Source organism: Proteus sp. G2300, from assembly GCF_009915965.1.
Classification (GTDB): domain Bacteria; phylum Pseudomonadota; class Gammaproteobacteria; order Enterobacterales; family Enterobacteriaceae; genus Proteus; species Proteus vulgaris.
This window is the reverse complement of the sequence record NZ_JAABNK010000005.1, coordinates 35,467-50,802: the sequence shown is the minus strand read 5'-3', so window position 1 is coordinate 50,802 and position 15,336 is coordinate 35,467. Positions and strand designations below refer to the sequence as shown.

Sequence of the window (15,336 nt, the reverse complement as noted above, 5' to 3'; positions counted from 1 at the left end):
CGACACAGAATGAATAAATTAAAATCCTGGTTTACCTTAATTCTTGCAATTATCGCCCTTGGGCTAATTGGCTGGAACTATACTAACAACACTGAATTCGGTGATGGTGAGATTGTTGATGATGGTCAACCAACTTATCAATCCAAATCATCGATATCTTTTGTTTATGAGCCAACAGGTATACTTGGATATAAACTCGTTGCTGATGATGTCAAAAACTATGCTCAGCAGAAGTTTACATGGTTTACTAATCCTGTCTTAACCACTTATTCGCCGACAGGGGATGCAACATGGACCGTACGCGCCAATAAAGCCAAGCTTACGAACAGTAAAATGCTCTACCTTTATGGCGATGTTCAGATTGATAGTTTAAGTGACGATTCTCAATTACAGAGAATAAGCACTGATAATGCTGTCGCAAATTTGGACACACAGGATGTTTCCTCTGATGATGAAGTGACTATTATCGGCGTCGGACTGAAATCAGTCGGCTTAAAAATGCGAGGCAATCTGCGTGAGAAACGCGCAGAGCTGATTGAAAAGGTAAACACCTATTATGAGATCCCTAATGAATCAAAAAATCCGTAATACACTGATTATCGGTACATTATTAGCAATAAGTGTACCTGCGATGGCGCTTAAAGATGACACGCAACAACCTATTGTTGTCAATTCAGAAAAGCAGTCACTTGACCTGGAAAAAAACGTCACGACATTCACACAAAATGTTGTGATTAAACAAGGTTCTATCGATATCCGTGCTGATAAAGTCATAGTCACACGCCCAGGTGGTGACTCAAAAAAAATCGTCATAGAAGCATTTGGTAATCCTGTGACTTTTTATCAGTTACAAGATGATGGCAAACCAATCAAAGGTCGTGGCGAAAAAATGACCTATGAAATGGATAAAGAATTAATGACCTTAACGGGTAAAGCCTATCTTGAACAATTAGACAGTAATATCACTGGTGATAAAATCACTTATCTCGTCCCAACTCAGCAAATGGAAGCATTTAGTGGTAAAGGTAAACAAGTTACCACTGTTTTACTGCCTTCACAGTTGCAAGAGAAAGGTCCTGGTGTTAACAACAAAGGTAAGTAACACTTTATGGCGCTGTTAAAAGCTGAAAATTTAGCAAAAGCATACAAAGGGCGCACCGTCGTCGGTAATGTTAGTCTGAATGTTAATTCAGGTGAAATTGTTGGTTTACTTGGCCCAAATGGTGCCGGTAAAACAACCACATTCTATATGGTTGTCGGCATTGTCGCTCGTGATGCAGGTAGTATTACTATTGATGATGAAGACATCACTCTGTTACCGTTACATGAACGTGCGCGTAAAGGCATAGGCTATCTGCCCCAAGAGGCCTCTATTTTTAGACGGTTAAGTGTTTATGACAACATTATGGGAATTTTAGAAATTCGCCATGATTTAACACCAGAGCAACGAAAAGATCGTGCAGAAGAGCTTTTAGAAGAGTTCAATGTCAGCCATTTGCGTAACAGCCTAGGGCAATCATTATCAGGGGGCGAACGCCGTCGAGTTGAAATTGCACGCGCATTAGCAGCAAATCCTAAATTTATTTTATTAGATGAACCTTTTGCGGGTGTTGATCCAATTTCAGTCTTAGACATTAAAAAGATAATCCAACATCTACGTGATTATGGATTAGGTGTACTGATTACTGACCATAATGTTCGTGAAACATTAGATGTGTGTGAACGCGCCTATATTGTCAGCCAAGGTCACCTTATCGCTCATGGTTCACCAGAAGAAATTCTTGAAAATGAGCAAGTTAAACGTGTTTACTTAGGTGAAGGCTTCCGCCTGTAATCCTAGATTCACTTTTACTCTGTCATGGATGACAACAGCCAAGGACTCATCGCATTATTATGAAACAAAGTCTGCAACTTCGTCTCAGTCAGCAATTGGCTATGACGCCTCAGCTACAACAGGCTATTCGTTTGTTGCAACTTTCGACGCTTGAATTACAACAAGAAATTCAGCAAGCGCTTGAATCCAATCCTCTTCTAGAACAAGACGACGAGCAATCCGATCCCCTTTCAGATGAAACTTCTCATACCGATAATCAATCTGACTCAATAACAGAAAAAACTAACGATAACCAGGTTGAAGAGTTTGATACGCTGGATGCTTTAGAGCAAAAAGAGATGCCCGACGATCTCCCTTTAGACACACAATGGGAAGAGATCTACACCGCAGGCACACCTTCTGGCACCAGTAATGATTATAGAGATGATGAACTTCCACTGTATCAAGGTGAAACAACTGTTTCCTTGCAAGATTATCTGACTTGGCAGGCGGATCTCACTCCGTTTACAGAAACTGATAGGGCCATTGCTATAAGTATTATCGATGCGGTTGATGAAACAGGATATTTAACTGTTACAACAGATGACATCCTACTTGGAATGGGCGATGATGAGATAGAGCTTGATGAAGTTGAAGCCGTATTAAAACGTATTCAACGCTTTGATCCTATTGGTGTTGCTGCACGCGATTTAAAAGAGTGTCTTTTGATCCAACTTTCGGCTTTTTCAACAGATACGCCTTATCTTAAAGAAACGCAGTTGGTCATTAGCCAACATTTAGAATTATTAGGCAATCGCGACTTCCGCCAATTGATGCGTCAAACAAAGTTACGTGAAGAAACATTAAAATCGGTTATTGAGATAATTCAATCACTTGATCCTAAACCTGGATTAAGTATTGATGCTGGCGAGTCAGAGTATGTTATCCCAGATATACTGGTAAAAAAATCAGGTGAACGCTGGCAAGTTGAGTTAAATACAGATAGCATTCCTCGCCTACGCATAAATGAAACCTATGCTGCATTGGGTCAATCGACCCAAAATGAGAGCGATGGAAAATTTATTCGTGACAATTTACAAGAAGCTAAATGGCTGATAAAAAGTTTAGAAAGCCGTAATGAGACATTATTAAAAGTCGCTCATTGCATTGTTGACACACAGCAGGCGTTTTTCGAATTGGGTGAAGAGCATATGAAACCCCTTGTGTTAGCGGATATCGCTGAACAGGTTGAAATGCACGAATCCACCATTTCTCGAGTGACAACGCAAAAATTTTTGCATTGCCCGAGAGGAATTTTCGAATTGAAGTATTTTTTCTCTAGCCATGTGAATACTGATAGCGGAGGCGAAGCCTCTTCAACAGCAATCAGGGCTTTAGTGAAGAAACTAATCGCAGCAGAAAACCCAGCGAAACCACTGAGTGATAGTAAACTGGCTGATATGCTCGCAGAGCTTGGCATACAAGTTGCTCGACGTACTGTTGCGAAATATAGAGAGTCATTATCCATCCCGCCTTCAAACCAACGCAAAGAGTTGGTTTGAGCATAATTGAGAAGGAAGACACTATGGAACTTCAAATCACTGGTCATAACATTGAATTAACTGATGCTCTGCGTGAGACCGTCAAAGCAAAAAGCGCGAAATTACCTCAGTTCTTTGACAAAATTAATAACGTTCAGGTTATCCTGAAAGTCGAAAAAGTGAATAAAATCGCTGAAGCGACCATTCAAGTTAATGGCGGTGAATTACATGCCTCTGCTGAAGCAGAAGATATGTACGCAGCAATTGATGGATTGATGGATAAACTGGCTCGTCAATTAACCAAACACAAAGATAAACTGAGACAACATTAATTCATTTCCCATTGTGAAATGGGGATACAATCGGCGAAGTTACTGCGTTGTTTATGACTCGGTTCAAGCCAACGCCTAATCAATATCAGTAACAAAAAACCAGATGCCACCTTGTGACATCTGGTTTGCTGGTCTAAGTGAATAAGACAATGAACAACGATACAAAGATGAATATTAGCGACGTACTTTCTCTGGCATGTACGCATAATGATGTACACTGCACGAGTAAAAAGCGCGCGTTAGAAATTATCAGTGAAAACGCAGCAAAAGCACTTAATTTACCCGAAACACTGATATTTGAAGCCTTATTGACGCGCGAAAAAGTCGGTACAACAGGGATTGGGGGGGGGTTAGCTATCCCTCATGGACGTATTGAAAGTGATGAAACAGAAAAAGTAGTTGGTGTGTTTCTTCACTTAAGCGAACCTATTGCCTTCGACGCTATTGATAATCAACCTGTCGATTTGTTGTTCGCATTACTCGTTCCTGCAACACAATGTAAGGAACATTTACACACACTGTCTTTGATTGCAAAACAGTTGGCAGACAAAAATTTATGTCGCCGACTACGCTCCGCACAAAGTGATGAAGAGCTTTATCAGATTATCACAGAATAACCCCTACGGGTTTGTTGGGACGCGAATAGCATACAGTGGAATGATATTCATCACTGGGAAATTATAGGGAGCTACCTCATGGTGCTGATGATAGTCAGCGGACGCTCTGGTTCAGGTAAGTCAGTTGCTTTGCGTGCGCTTGAAGACATGGGATTTTATTGTGTTGATAACTTGCCTGTTGATCTTTTACCTGAGCTCGCAAAAACACTGGCTGAACGTGATGCTTCTGCTGCCGCTGTCAGTATTGACGTCCGAAATATGCCAGAGTCGCCGGAGATCTTCGAGAAAGCGCTGGAAAGTTTACCCGCTGAATATTCTCCACAACTCTTATTTTTAGACGCAGATAGAAATACCTTAATTCGTCGTTATAGTGATACACGACGTTTACACCCACTTTCGACCAAAAACCTTTCATTAGAAATGGCTATTGATACCGAAAGTGATCTGCTTGAGCCATTGCGATCACGAGCAGATCTTATCATTGATACGTCAGAAATGTCCGTTCATGAGCTCGCAGAAATGTTACGTACTCGCTTATTAGGTAAGCGCGAGCGTGAATTAACGATGGTCTTTGAATCCTTTGGATTTAAACATGGTATTCCTATTGATGCAGATTATGTTTTTGATGTGCGTTTCTTACCGAATCCACATTGGGATCCTAAACTGCGCCCGATGACGGGCCTTGATCGCCCTGTTGCGGCATTTTTAGATAGACACACTGAAGTTCATAACTTTATTTATCAAACCAGAAGCTATCTTGAACTCTGGTTGCCGATGTTAGAAACCAATAACCGTAGCTATCTAACAGTCGCGATTGGTTGTACAGGAGGCAAACACCGTTCTGTTTATGTTGCAGAGCAACTCGCCGACTATTTCCGCTCTAGAGGGAAAAACGTACAATCACGACACAGAACACTAGAAAAACGCAAATGACCCAACACCGACAAGTTGCGATAAAAAATCGACTTGGCATACATGCACGGCCTGCAATGAAGTTGTTTGATTTAGTGAAAACATTTCAATCAACAGTGATTTTACGCAATAACGAAGGTGTTGAAGCGCAAGCAGATAGTGTGATTGCTATGCTGATGTTAGATTCAGAGCAAGGCAGTCAAATTGATATAGAAGTGACAGGTAGCGACGAAAATGAAGCTATTGATGCGATTATTGCATTATTTGAATCAGGGTTTGATGAAGAATAATCGTAATAGAAAACAATAGATTAGCGTTTCTTAACTAAATAACCCGAAAGAGACTGTGATCATGGTCTCTTTCTTTTTTATACAGAACCGCCTATTATCTCTTATATGAGTTTAACAACACCCCCACCTCACCCGTGGGGGTGTTGTTTTGCATTGGAATAAATTGGAGTGTGGTATGACAAAGCCAACAATTATCATCAACGAACTTGATGCTGAACGTTTAGATTCATTGCTAGAGCAACCGGCCTTTGCAGATAGCCCCATTGCTGAAGCCTTGAATGAAGAATTAGATCGTGCTGACATTGTTACACCAGCTGATATCCCTGCTAACATTGTCACAATGAACAGTAAAGTCCGCTTTATGGACTTAAAAAATAATGAAGAGCGTACTCGTACTTTAGTGTACCCCGCTTCATTAAAAGACAGCACTACTGAACTTTCAGTTATGGCACCAATGGGTGCTGCGTTACTGGGTTTGGCAATTAATGACGAGATCAGTTGGAAGTTGCCTAATGGCCTTGAAACGAAAGTTAAAGTACTAGAAATTCTATACCAACCTGAAGCTGCTGGTGAATTACACCGTTAAGCAGAGCTGAAGGTTCGCGTCTTATTTTTTATCTTCTCAATTTGAAAAGCACACCGATAAACGCGATATCTCAGCCCATCACGGGCTGAGATTAAAGGTAGAGAAGGTATCTAAAATTTACTCGCCCGCAATACTCATTTCTGGTAACAATAAAGAGCCACACTGAATATTACTGCGTTTCTCAATATCGTCCCCCATAGTGGCAATGTTCGCCCACATCTCTTTTAAATTACCTGCAATAGTCACTTCACTGACAGGGTACTGAATTTCACCATTTTCAACCCAAAAACCGCTAGCACCGCGAGAATAGTCACCGGTTACTGTACTGACACCTTGTCCCATCAATTCTGTAACAACAAGGCCTGTTCCCATCTCTTTTAACAGAGCATCAAACGATAAACCTTGTCCTGGGATATACCAGTTATGGATCCCACCTGCATGCCCATTACTTTTTAACCCTAATTTTCTTGCTGAATAGGTTGTTAACAGCCACTCTTGTAATACACCATCTTTAATAATTTCAGCATCTATTGTACGCACACCTTCACTATCAAAAGGTGTTGATGCTAAACCACTCATCATATGAGGGCGCTCTTGAATATTGAGCCATTGAGGGAAAATTTGTTTACCTAAACTATCTAATAGACAAGAAGATCCACGATAAATCATGCTACCGCTGATTGCAGCGACTAAATGGCCAAAAATCCCCGTTGCAACATCAGCGGCAAAAATAACTGGGGCTTTCATCGTAGAGAGTTTACGTGGTGCAAGTCGAGATAACGTACGGCGAGCACACTCTTTTCCTACCCATTCAGGTGATTCTAGACCTTCAAAGCGGCGACTAATGGTGTACGCATAATCACGCTCCATATCCTCACCATCACGAGCAATGACACAACTCGACATAGAATAACGTGAAGATGAATAACTTTTTAATAAACCAAGACTATTACCAAATACACGGGTTCCACTGTGACTATTAAAGCTACCGCCTTCTGTATTAATAATACGACTATCACTGTCTAAAGCAGCTTTTTCTGCTCTTGAGGCTAACTCTATTGCCTTATCCGCAGTCACATCAGTAGGATGGTAAAGATCAAGAAAAGGAGCATCAAATGCTAATAACTCTTTATCAGCAGGGCCTGCACAAGGATCAACAGAGGTATAACGCGCAATATCTACCGCAGCTTGTACTGCGCGTTTAATCGCATCAGCACTCAAGTCTGTTGAAGATGCGCTACCTTTACGTTGTTGTTGATAAACCGTAATGCCTAGCGCACCATCACTGTTAAATTCAACATTTTCAACTTCACCATAGCGGGTACTAACACTAATACCCGTTGATTTATTAATAGCGACTTCAGCCCCATCACACTGTTTTGCTGCCAGCTCTAATGCAAGCGAGACGGCGTCTTCAAGCTGTTTTACCTGATCTGAATTATTCATTGAGAACCATTTTTCCTAAGGAGAACATCACTTTTTACTTATTTTTAGCAAAGTAAATCAATTGACAGGTGGTCAACAAGCGATTTTCCCAGTTACAATAGAAGATATATGAATGTTATCACCCGTCGGGCTTTTGGTCATTCACCAAATCACACTCCCGGCTTACTCTGCAACAGGAATTTTTATTATGGCAAAGCAGCCTGAAGAGTGGCATTACCTCAACCCTGAATTTGACGATACCTCGTCAGAAGAGGAAGAAGAGGAAGAAATTATCTGGGTCAGCAAAAGCGAAATTAAACGTGATGCTGAAGCACTCAAAAAATTGGGTACTGAATTAGTTGAATTAAGTGCGCAAGAATTAGAGCGTATACCATTAGATGAGAAATTATTAGCCTCTATTCAATTAGCACAAAAAGTACAGCGTGAAGCACGTCGCCGCCAAATTCAATATATTGGAAAATTATTACGTAATGTGGACGAAGAGCCGATACGCCAAGCACTTGATAAACTAAAAAACCGCCACAACCAACAGATCTTAGTGCTACATAAACTTGAAGATCTGCGAATTCGTCTTGTCGAAGGGGGTAATGAAGTCATTGAAGAAGTGGTCGCTCTTTACCCAATGGCTGATCGCCAGCAATTACGTACACTTATCCGTAATGCTAAAAAAGAAAAAGAAACGAATAAACCACCAAAATCATTCCGCTTATTGTTTCAATACCTCAAAGATTTATCAGAATCAGCATAATACCTGATCCCCCTGAAAACGCAGTGTAAAACGACACCACCACTGCGATTTTCAGGTGCCTGTTTCTATATTTTGCTATTTTTGATTGTTATGCTCACAACTAAAGCTCAATAATGCTTTACCTAGCTCGTTTTGAGCTTCTTGCATTAACGCCACTAAAGGTTGAAAATCGCTAGAATGGTAAGGTAAATGCTTGAAAATAATTTTTACTGGTAATTCAATGTCCCCCACTAACGCATCCCATAATGCATCTAAGTTATTGCCAAAATGCTCATCTAACTGAAATTGCAGTGCAAAATCCCGATAAAAAGCGTCTCTATCTGCCAGCATCTTAAAATCAAAAATAACCTGTTTCATTAAGGAGCCACCTTTGTCATTGTACGGTAATGATCGGTGGTGATATAAATCAGCCCATCATTCGAATAGAGTAATCTGTCACTACCTCGATGACCACATTGATAATTTACATCAGCTTCATACCACAGGCGTCCTGCTTCTTCAGGTAGCTGTTTTTCACGGTTCATAAAGCGATCGCCACCGATCGCCTTTCCTGGTAATACATCACATAAATTACCCGCTTTTGCATTCCAACCTTTTTCTCTGGCTTCTTTTTTAGTGAGATAAAAATCAGGTAGTTGCTGATGACGTTGTAAATAGTTAGCCACTGCGTTAGCTTGCGTTTTTTCATCAATAGACAGTGGGATTTGTGCCGGCTTATCGGTGCTATTATGAGGTAATGATGAAATAGAGGTAGAAGATGAAGATACTGATGTTTTATTTTCAGGCAGTAACCCCTTATAAAGAACACCAAATAAAACCGCAATAACAATAATAACTGGTAATAAACGCTTGCCCATAAATTTGCACCTTCATTGTCGCTAGAATAAAAAAACTCCATCAAGAGATGGAGTTTAATAAATACGTATAGATAACGATAGCAATAATTAAGCCGTACCACCTACAGTAATTTTATCAAGCTTTAAGGTTGGCTGCCCTACACCAACAGGCAAGCTTTGCCCCTCTTTACCACAAACACCGACGCCTTTATCTAATGCGAGATCGTTACCCACCATTGAGACTTGCTGCATGGCTTCAATACCTGAGCCAATCAGCGTGGCCCCTTTAATTGGTTTTGTTATTTTGCCATTCTCGATTAAATAAGCTTCTGAGGTTGAGAAAACAAATTTACCTGATGTGATATCCACCTGACCGCCACCAAAGTTAGGTGCATAAATACCGCGATCAACACTTGCAATAATTTCTTCTGGTGACGATTTACCCGCTAGCATGTAAGTATTGGTCATACGAGGCATAGGAAGATGTGCATAAGACTCACGACGACCATTTCCCGTCGGTGCAACGCCCATTAAACGAGCGTTCATCTTGTCTTGCATATAACCTTTTAAGATACCGTTTTCGATTAAGACATTGTATTGACCTGGAACACCTTCATCGTCAATGGCAATAGAGCCACGACGCCCTTCAATTGTGCCATCATCAACAATAGTACAAAGCTCAGAAGTGACCTTTTCACCAAGACGTCCTGAAAATACAGAGGTTTCACGACGGTTAAAATCACCTTCTAAACCATGCCCCACAGCCTCATGCAATAATACCCCCGGCCATCCCGCGCCTAATACCACAGGCATTGTTCCCGCAGGTGCGGCTATTGCAGATAAGTTCACTAATGCCATACGCACAGCTTCACGCGCATAAGTTACGGCATGGCTTTCACCACCAACGTTCGTTAAGAAGTAGTCATAACCAAAACGACCGCCACCACCACTGGCACCGCGTTCACGTTTGCCGTCTTCTTCCACCAGCACGCTAACAGAAAGGCGAACTAAAGGGCGTACATCGGCCGCTAACGTGCCATCGGTTGCGGCCACAAGCACATGTTCATAAACACCCGTTAATGAGGCATTAACCTGTTTAACACGCTTATCTTCAGCACGTGCGACTTTATCTACTTCATGTAATAGTGCAATTTTCTCTTCACGAGAAAGGCTTTGTAACGGATCATTTAAGCTGTACAGCGGAGAATGTTGAATAGCACCTAAAGTATGGATACGACCATTCCCCTTAGCCTGAACAATGCTTCGCGCAGCATGCGCACTTTGATTAAGTGCATTAAGCGTTAATTGGTCAGCATAAGCAAAACCGGTTTTTTCGCCATAAATTGCTCTGACACCAACCCCTTGGTCAATATTATAAGAGCCATCTTTAATAATCTGATCATCAAGTACCCAAGCTTCGTGGTAACTTGATTGAAAATAAAGATCACCATAATCAATTTGACGCTGTGCAAGCTGCTCTAGTGTTGATGCTAAATCATCTAAACTAAGTTTGTTTGCTTCCAACAGACTTTCGCTGACAACAGCTAAACTCATAATTCTTCTTTATCCTTAATTTTTTTGATTAAGTGGGTCAGTTTCGGGCGAAAGCGGTTATGTTTCACGACCCGTATCTGTTCACGCATACCATGTAAACTCTCGACACCAATATTGAGTGTTAGCGCACTAACGGCATCAGGGTTCTTTTTCAAGACCTTTCCCCAACCATCAATAGCTATGGTATGACCCCAAGTCCGGCGCGTATCATGTGTACCCACTTGTGCAGGCGCTAAAATAATACACTGATTCTCAATCGCACGAGCACGTAACAACGGCTCCCAGTGTGCTTTTCCCGTTAAACGAGTAAAAGCTGCTGGTACAGAGATAATCTCGGCACCTTTCTCTCTTAATGCTTGGAAAATACCAGGGAAACGGAGGTCATAACAGATAGTTAAGCCTAGCTTTCCGACAGGAGTATCAACCACGGTTAGGCGTTCACCACGTTGATAAATAGAAGATTCATTATATTCCCCTTGCTCATCGTCAATACTCACATCAAACATATGAATTTTGTCATAACGAGCACGGATAACACCTTCATCATCAAAGACCAAACTACTGCTGGTAATTTGATCAGGAGAGTCACGACTAACCAAAGGCATAGAGCCCACTAAGATCCACACTTTGTAACGCTGGGCCATTTTAGCAATGGCATTTTGTAACGGCCCATCGCCCTGAATTTCAGCGTGTTTATGGTAATCTTTAGCGTTCGAAAAAAGTAACGCATTTTCAGGTGTTAATACCAGCTTCACTGAATCGGGTAATTGCTTAATCTGTTGCTCGATTTGCGCCAGATTATTTTTTGTGTTTTTTCCGCTACAAAGTTGCAAAAGTGCGACATTAACTTTTTTCATAACGCCTGATTCTCCTTAAGCTGACGCAGTACTTCGTCAATTTTGGGTTGTTCCATAGTGCCGGTCACATGATAACGGATAACTGAAATCTTACTCCAAAGTGGCCCCAGCACCTTTGATGCCGCAAATACTGCGGCGCCTGCAATTGGGTTTATTGCGAAAGCTGTGGCAACACCAACTGTAGCTGAAATTTCTGGGGTGACGACAACTTGTAGATCCATTTTACGTTCGAGTAAATCCACTTTCCCACTTATCGCAATATCAGCAATAACACCATCAACACGAACACTCTCTGCATTCATAATACCTTGATTAATCGTAATTTCACTTTTAATCGAATCATATTCAAAATGCTCACTGAAAGTATCTCTAAAATCAAACTGCAATTTACGTAAAAGCGCATCAAAACTCACTAGTCGCAGTAATTTACCCGCTTGTCCTACATCCACTTTCTCTATGCGCCCTTTGCCTAAAACCGATTTGATATCACCATTTAATCTCACGATATTAAAATTCCATGGTGTATCATGCCACTGTAATGAAAAATCGGCGGAAAGAGGAGATTGCAAAATAGGAACGATATACCCCAAATAAGCTGCCATTTCATCAATTTCATCAGCTTTAAGCTTACCTGTTAATTTTGTGGTGTTATTTCCGTCCAGATCTTCAGACCACTCGCCATTAACATTAAGTTCACCACTGCTATTTTCTAATTTACCGTCAGTTAAAAATAAAGCGCCCTTGTTTTGTTTTAACGAGCCTTTAATTTTCCCTAGGAGTAAGCCATTGATCCAACACTCTCGGCACTCAAAATCAATAGAAGGGATATTTTTCACTGAAAACTTCAATCCATTAGGATCAGGAATATTGGCCATTTTTAACGGTTTTTCTTCTTGAGAAGAGGAAGCACCATTAAAATAGAGATAATTAATATTAACTAGCCAAGGTGCCGAGGTTTCAGGAATAAACACATCGCCTCGTAATTCACTTCCTGAGAATGCCAATTTTACGCCATCATTAACTCGCATAATTTCAGTTTGTGGGTTATTCCATTTTTGCCCTGCAAAATTTAAATCAGGTAAGCTGATATGTACATTATCAGGGAAACTCACTGCATTTTCAGAAGGTGTTAATGATGAAAATGCGATTAATGTCGGTAACCATTTATCACCATCGAGTCCTTTAAGAGCAATGGTTAAACGCTGTTGTGGGCTTAACTCAGGTAATTTGAGGGTAGAAGAAACAAGGTTACCTTGTAATAAACGAAGTTGTTTACCTAACCCCCATTGGCTATTGAGTTTCCACTGTTTTTCAGCGTTAGCATTCACAGTTAAAGTTTCACTATTACCGCTTGCTGAAATCACAATAGGCGGTGAGTTTTTTAGATCCTGAGTTTCAGGTACTGTTAATTTACTTTTTAATGAATTAATATTCCCCGTTAAGTCGACTTGATAATCGACATCCCCTTGTTCGGGGATTTTAACATTAACGTTACCATTCCAAGGAAATACTCCACTCAATTTCTGCTGAATATCGCTAGGTAACCCCTGAATTTTTTGAATATCCCACTGACCTTTTAAGCCGACATCCACTTGATAATTATCCGCAGTATTGTGGCTTTTAAATGAAAATACGAGTGGCTGACCAAACCAATTGGCCGTTAATATATCACTTTCAAGTTTGTCATTATGGTAACGGAATTGCCCGCTAACCCCCTTTAATGTGGTATCCATAAAATTTAAAGTGACATCATTATTTTTTAAATTAATCTCACCTGACGCAACGACATCATCACCATCAAAAGGAATATCGAGCTTCAATGTGCCATTAATTTTTCCGGCAACGTTAAGCTCTTCAAGCGTATGCCCAATACTCGCCATTTGAGAATCTAAGAAATACGCTTTCAGTTCATCACCTGTTGCTTGAATATCTGCGTTAATTAAGATTTTTTCCTGTTGATAACGTTCAATCACCGCACTTAAATTTGTAGCGACCGCGTTCCCTACTTTGGCTTTTGACGATGACATCCATAAACCATCATTTTTAAAATCTAAATTAATATCGAGATCAAATAATGCTGGCCATTCACTATCAAATTTGAACGTAGCCTGTTTCACTGGCGCATAAACTTGAAACCAACCTTTATGATTATCAAAAGGAAAATCGGCTGGATCACCATGAAAAATAAATGTTCCATTATCGATATTACCCGCAATAATCGCATCTGAAAGATACTGAGTCAGTTCTTTACCTACATACTTCTCAGGCAGATAACGCCATGTATCGCCGGCATTTGTGACTCTTACACCAGACAATATGGAAAGTTGCTGATCTTCACCTTGTTTCTCATAACGAAAATCACCCGCTACCCATGCAGATGTTGCTTGAATATCGACCCCTTTACTCCAAAGAGATAAGCTGTCTCCAGAATGTTGCCAATAAACCGTGCCTTTCCCTTTTTCTATATTCAGTGGGGCTTTAAATAAATCACCGGTATCTATTTGACTGTCCGCTAAGGCAAAGCTAAGTTCGCCATTTTGCACACTTCCTTTTAATTGCCCACTGAAATGTTGTACTGATGGGATCTCTTGCCAACGTTTCCAGCCGACATTTTCCCAGGAGAGTTTAATCAAACTTTTCTCAAAGTTTTCAGGAGTAAGATCTAAGGCAAAATCATTAACCATGCCTGAAAATTGTCGATACTGCCATTGACGCACAAAATCTGGTGTTAAAAATGAGAATAACGGTAATACGGCATACAGCCTATCTAACTCAATATTTTTGGCACGAATACGCCATGCTTCATCATGCTGTTTTTCTTTAGGTTGATAAAGCACAGCTAAATAGCCATCAGGCCATTCCTCACCATCCATTGTGATTTTTCGGGTATAAGGGATATCAGCAAGCCAACCATTCTCTTGCCTTCTCATACGTAATATTAAATCTTCAACATTTAATATGTGCGAAGTTCCATCGCTACTCCAATCCATCTCACCTTGATGAATTTGTAATTGGCTTCCCGTAATCCGTCCGTGGGTAATATCAATCCAGTTAGATAAGCTGGCTTTCGCTTCACCTAATCCACTATTCTTTTTTACCCACTGGCTAAGCCAGGGTGAGATATCAATTTCATCTGCGGTAAGAAATACCTTGCCGTTATCAATTAAGCCTTTATTTGTGGTATACAGGTCAAGACGTACCTTTAAACCGCCATAGTGATTTATTGGTGTATCAAGCGTGATCTCACCTTGAGCACGGTGACGATTTTTTTTGTTTAACCACATCAATTCAGGTACATGCAGTGTACTGGTATCCCCCGATGGCGTTAAAAAAACAAAACGGCTTTCAACCAGTTTAAAACGGTCAAACTGTTCAAGGAAAAGTGAAGAGATATCATCAGGTTCAGTTAACGTAATATCACCACTTTGCCCTGTAAAAATGGGACGTTGATAATCAACATATAACCGTTTAAAGGTGAGTTCACGAAAATGAGGACGAAGAGTGAATAATGAACGCCATACATCAAAAGAAAAAGTCACTTTTTCTACCGTAACGTTCACATCTTTGTTAGTAATATTCAGCCCATCGACTTGAATATCTGGGCCAAAATTCTGCCACGTCCCTCTGATTTTCGTCATTGAGACAGGGCTATTGAGTTGCTTTGTTAAATACGTTTCTATTTCAGGGCGATAATTATCTAAACGAGGCAGAAAATAGCGAAACCCGCTTAACACCAAGGCAAAAACGATGAGGCAAAAAACTGTTATAACTAACAGGTAGTTAGGCAGCCGCTTCATTCTTGTC

General features: G+C 40.6%; 16 protein-coding genes. 10 read left to right on the top strand and 6 right to left on the bottom strand.

The window, feature by feature from the left end; all coding sequences use genetic code 11:
- Positions 1-9: 9 nt before the first annotated feature.
- From lptC to rnk, 9 genes are all read left to right on the top strand, one after another.
- Positions 10-588 carry an LPS export ABC transporter periplasmic protein LptC gene (lptC, locus tag GWI97_RS02590; RefSeq protein WP_036933075.1) on the top strand — a complete coding sequence of 193 codons (579 nt, stop codon included), beginning with the start codon at positions 10-12 and terminating at the stop codon, positions 586-588.
- A complete protein-coding gene (gene lptA / locus GWI97_RS02585; protein ID WP_036933076.1) occupies positions 569-1,102 on the top strand; it encodes a lipopolysaccharide ABC transporter substrate-binding protein LptA in 534 nt (177 codons plus the stop codon). Before lptC ends, lptA begins: the two co-directional genes overlap by 20 nt.
- Positions 1,103-1,108: 6 nt before the next feature.
- Positions 1,109-1,834: an LPS export ABC transporter ATP-binding protein gene (gene lptB, locus GWI97_RS02580; RefSeq protein ID WP_036933077.1), complete on the top strand. Its 726-nt coding sequence runs from the start codon at positions 1,109-1,111 to the stop codon at positions 1,832-1,834.
- Between the two features lie 59 nt (positions 1,835-1,893).
- Positions 1,894-3,375: an RNA polymerase factor sigma-54 gene (gene rpoN / locus GWI97_RS02575; RefSeq protein ID WP_036933078.1), complete on the top strand. Its 1,482-nt coding sequence runs from the start codon at positions 1,894-1,896 to the stop codon at positions 3,373-3,375.
- Between the two features lie 23 nt (positions 3,376-3,398).
- The gene (gene hpf, locus GWI97_RS02570; RefSeq protein ID WP_036933079.1) at positions 3,399-3,686 is read left to right on the top strand and encodes a ribosome hibernation promoting factor; all 288 of its coding nucleotides are present in this window, start codon (positions 3,399-3,401) and stop codon (positions 3,684-3,686) included.
- A 149-nt stretch (positions 3,687-3,835) separates the two neighbouring features.
- Positions 3,836-4,303, top strand: coding sequence for a PTS IIA-like nitrogen regulatory protein PtsN (gene ptsN, locus GWI97_RS02565; protein ID WP_023582879.1), 468 nt, complete (start codon positions 3,836-3,838; stop codon positions 4,301-4,303).
- Between the two features lie 78 nt (positions 4,304-4,381).
- Positions 4,382-5,236, top strand: a complete 855-nt coding sequence (gene rapZ, locus GWI97_RS02560) for an RNase adapter RapZ (RefSeq protein ID WP_023582880.1) — start codon at positions 4,382-4,384, stop codon at positions 5,234-5,236.
- Entirely contained in the window at positions 5,233-5,505 is a 273-nt protein-coding gene (npr, locus tag GWI97_RS02555; protein WP_036933080.1) for a PTS phosphocarrier protein NPr, read from the top strand. The genes rapZ and npr overlap by 4 nt, the downstream gene beginning before the upstream one ends.
- Before the next feature lie 175 nt (positions 5,506-5,680).
- On the top strand, positions 5,681-6,091 hold the full coding sequence (gene rnk, locus GWI97_RS02550) for a nucleoside diphosphate kinase regulator (protein ID WP_036933082.1): 411 nt from the start codon (positions 5,681-5,683) through the stop codon (positions 6,089-6,091).
- 117 nt (positions 6,092-6,208) lie between these two features.
- Here the strand turns inward: rnk and pmbA are convergent, their stop codons facing one another.
- Complete coding sequence (gene pmbA, locus GWI97_RS02545; protein ID WP_087802911.1) at positions 6,209-7,537, bottom strand: metalloprotease PmbA; 1,329 nt, start codon at positions 7,535-7,537, stop codon at positions 6,209-6,211.
- 187 nt (positions 7,538-7,724) lie between these two features.
- Here pmbA and yjgA point away from each other — a divergent pair, with 187 nt between their 5' ends.
- Entirely contained in the window at positions 7,725-8,285 is a 561-nt protein-coding gene (yjgA, locus tag GWI97_RS02540; protein WP_036938692.1) for a ribosome biogenesis factor YjgA, read from the top strand.
- A 75-nt stretch (positions 8,286-8,360) separates the two neighbouring features.
- On the opposite strand, the gene GWI97_RS02535 is transcribed toward yjgA, so the two are convergent.
- The 5 genes from GWI97_RS02535 to yhdP all read right to left on the bottom strand — a co-directional run bounded on the left by GWI97_RS02535 (position 8,361) and on the right by yhdP (position 15,329).
- Positions 8,361-8,642 (bottom strand): barstar family protein, encoded by a 282-nt coding sequence (locus tag GWI97_RS02535; RefSeq protein ID WP_087802909.1) that lies wholly within the window; start codon positions 8,640-8,642, stop codon positions 8,361-8,363.
- Positions 8,642-9,142, bottom strand: coding sequence for a ribonuclease (locus GWI97_RS02530; RefSeq protein ID WP_036933087.1), 501 nt, complete (start codon positions 9,140-9,142; stop codon positions 8,642-8,644). Before GWI97_RS02530 ends, GWI97_RS02535 begins: the two co-directional genes overlap by 1 nt.
- A gap of 87 nt (positions 9,143-9,229) precedes the next feature.
- Entirely contained in the window at positions 9,230-10,675 is a 1,446-nt protein-coding gene (gene tldD / locus GWI97_RS02525; protein ID WP_036933088.1) for a metalloprotease TldD, read from the bottom strand.
- Positions 10,672-11,532 carry a deaminated glutathione amidase gene (gene nit1 / locus GWI97_RS02520; protein ID WP_036933089.1) on the bottom strand — a complete coding sequence of 287 codons (861 nt, stop codon included), beginning with the start codon at positions 11,530-11,532 and terminating at the stop codon, positions 10,672-10,674. The genes tldD and nit1 overlap by 4 nt, the downstream gene beginning before the upstream one ends.
- A complete protein-coding gene (gene yhdP, locus GWI97_RS02515; RefSeq protein WP_161749973.1) occupies positions 11,529-15,329 on the bottom strand; it encodes an AsmA2 domain-containing protein YhdP in 3,801 nt (1,266 codons plus the stop codon). The genes nit1 and yhdP overlap by 4 nt, the downstream gene beginning before the upstream one ends.
- Positions 15,330-15,336: the final 7 nt, after the last annotated feature.

Bases quoted from the DNA above. Each gene is read 5' to 3' on its own strand.
- lptC (WP_036933075.1), top strand. From the start codon at position 10: ATGAATAAATTAAAATCCTGGTTTACCTTAATTCTTGCAATTATCGCC.
- GWI97_RS02530 (WP_036933087.1), bottom strand. From the start codon at position 9,142: ATGGGCAAGCGTTTATTACCAGTTATTATTGTTATTGCGGTTTTATTT.
- yjgA (WP_036938692.1), top strand. From the start codon at position 7,725: ATGGCAAAGCAGCCTGAAGAGTGGCATTACCTCAACCCTGAATTTGAC.
- rnk (WP_036933082.1), top strand. From the start codon at position 5,681: ATGACAAAGCCAACAATTATCATCAACGAACTTGATGCTGAACGTTTA.
- rpoN (WP_036933078.1), top strand. From the start codon at position 1,894: ATGAAACAAAGTCTGCAACTTCGTCTCAGTCAGCAATTGGCTATGACG.
- ptsN (WP_023582879.1), top strand. From the start codon at position 3,836: ATGAACAACGATACAAAGATGAATATTAGCGACGTACTTTCTCTGGCA.
- tldD (WP_036933088.1), bottom strand. From the start codon at position 10,675: ATGAGTTTAGCTGTTGTCAGCGAAAGTCTGTTGGAAGCAAACAAACTT.
- lptB (WP_036933077.1), top strand. From the start codon at position 1,109: ATGGCGCTGTTAAAAGCTGAAAATTTAGCAAAAGCATACAAAGGGCGC.
- lptA (WP_036933076.1), top strand. From the start codon at position 569: ATGAATCAAAAAATCCGTAATACACTGATTATCGGTACATTATTAGCA.
- hpf (WP_036933079.1), top strand. From the start codon at position 3,399: ATGGAACTTCAAATCACTGGTCATAACATTGAATTAACTGATGCTCTG.
- pmbA (WP_087802911.1), bottom strand. From the start codon at position 7,537: ATGAATAATTCAGATCAGGTAAAACAGCTTGAAGACGCCGTCTCGCTT.
- rapZ (WP_023582880.1), top strand. From the start codon at position 4,382: ATGGTGCTGATGATAGTCAGCGGACGCTCTGGTTCAGGTAAGTCAGTT.
- GWI97_RS02535 (WP_087802909.1), bottom strand. From the start codon at position 8,642: ATGAAACAGGTTATTTTTGATTTTAAGATGCTGGCAGATAGAGACGCT.
- yhdP (WP_161749973.1), bottom strand. From the start codon at position 15,329: ATGAAGCGGCTGCCTAACTACCTGTTAGTTATAACAGTTTTTTGCCTC.
- nit1 (WP_036933089.1), bottom strand. From the start codon at position 11,532: ATGAAAAAAGTTAATGTCGCACTTTTGCAACTTTGTAGCGGAAAAAAC.
- npr (WP_036933080.1), top strand. From the start codon at position 5,233: ATGACCCAACACCGACAAGTTGCGATAAAAAATCGACTTGGCATACAT.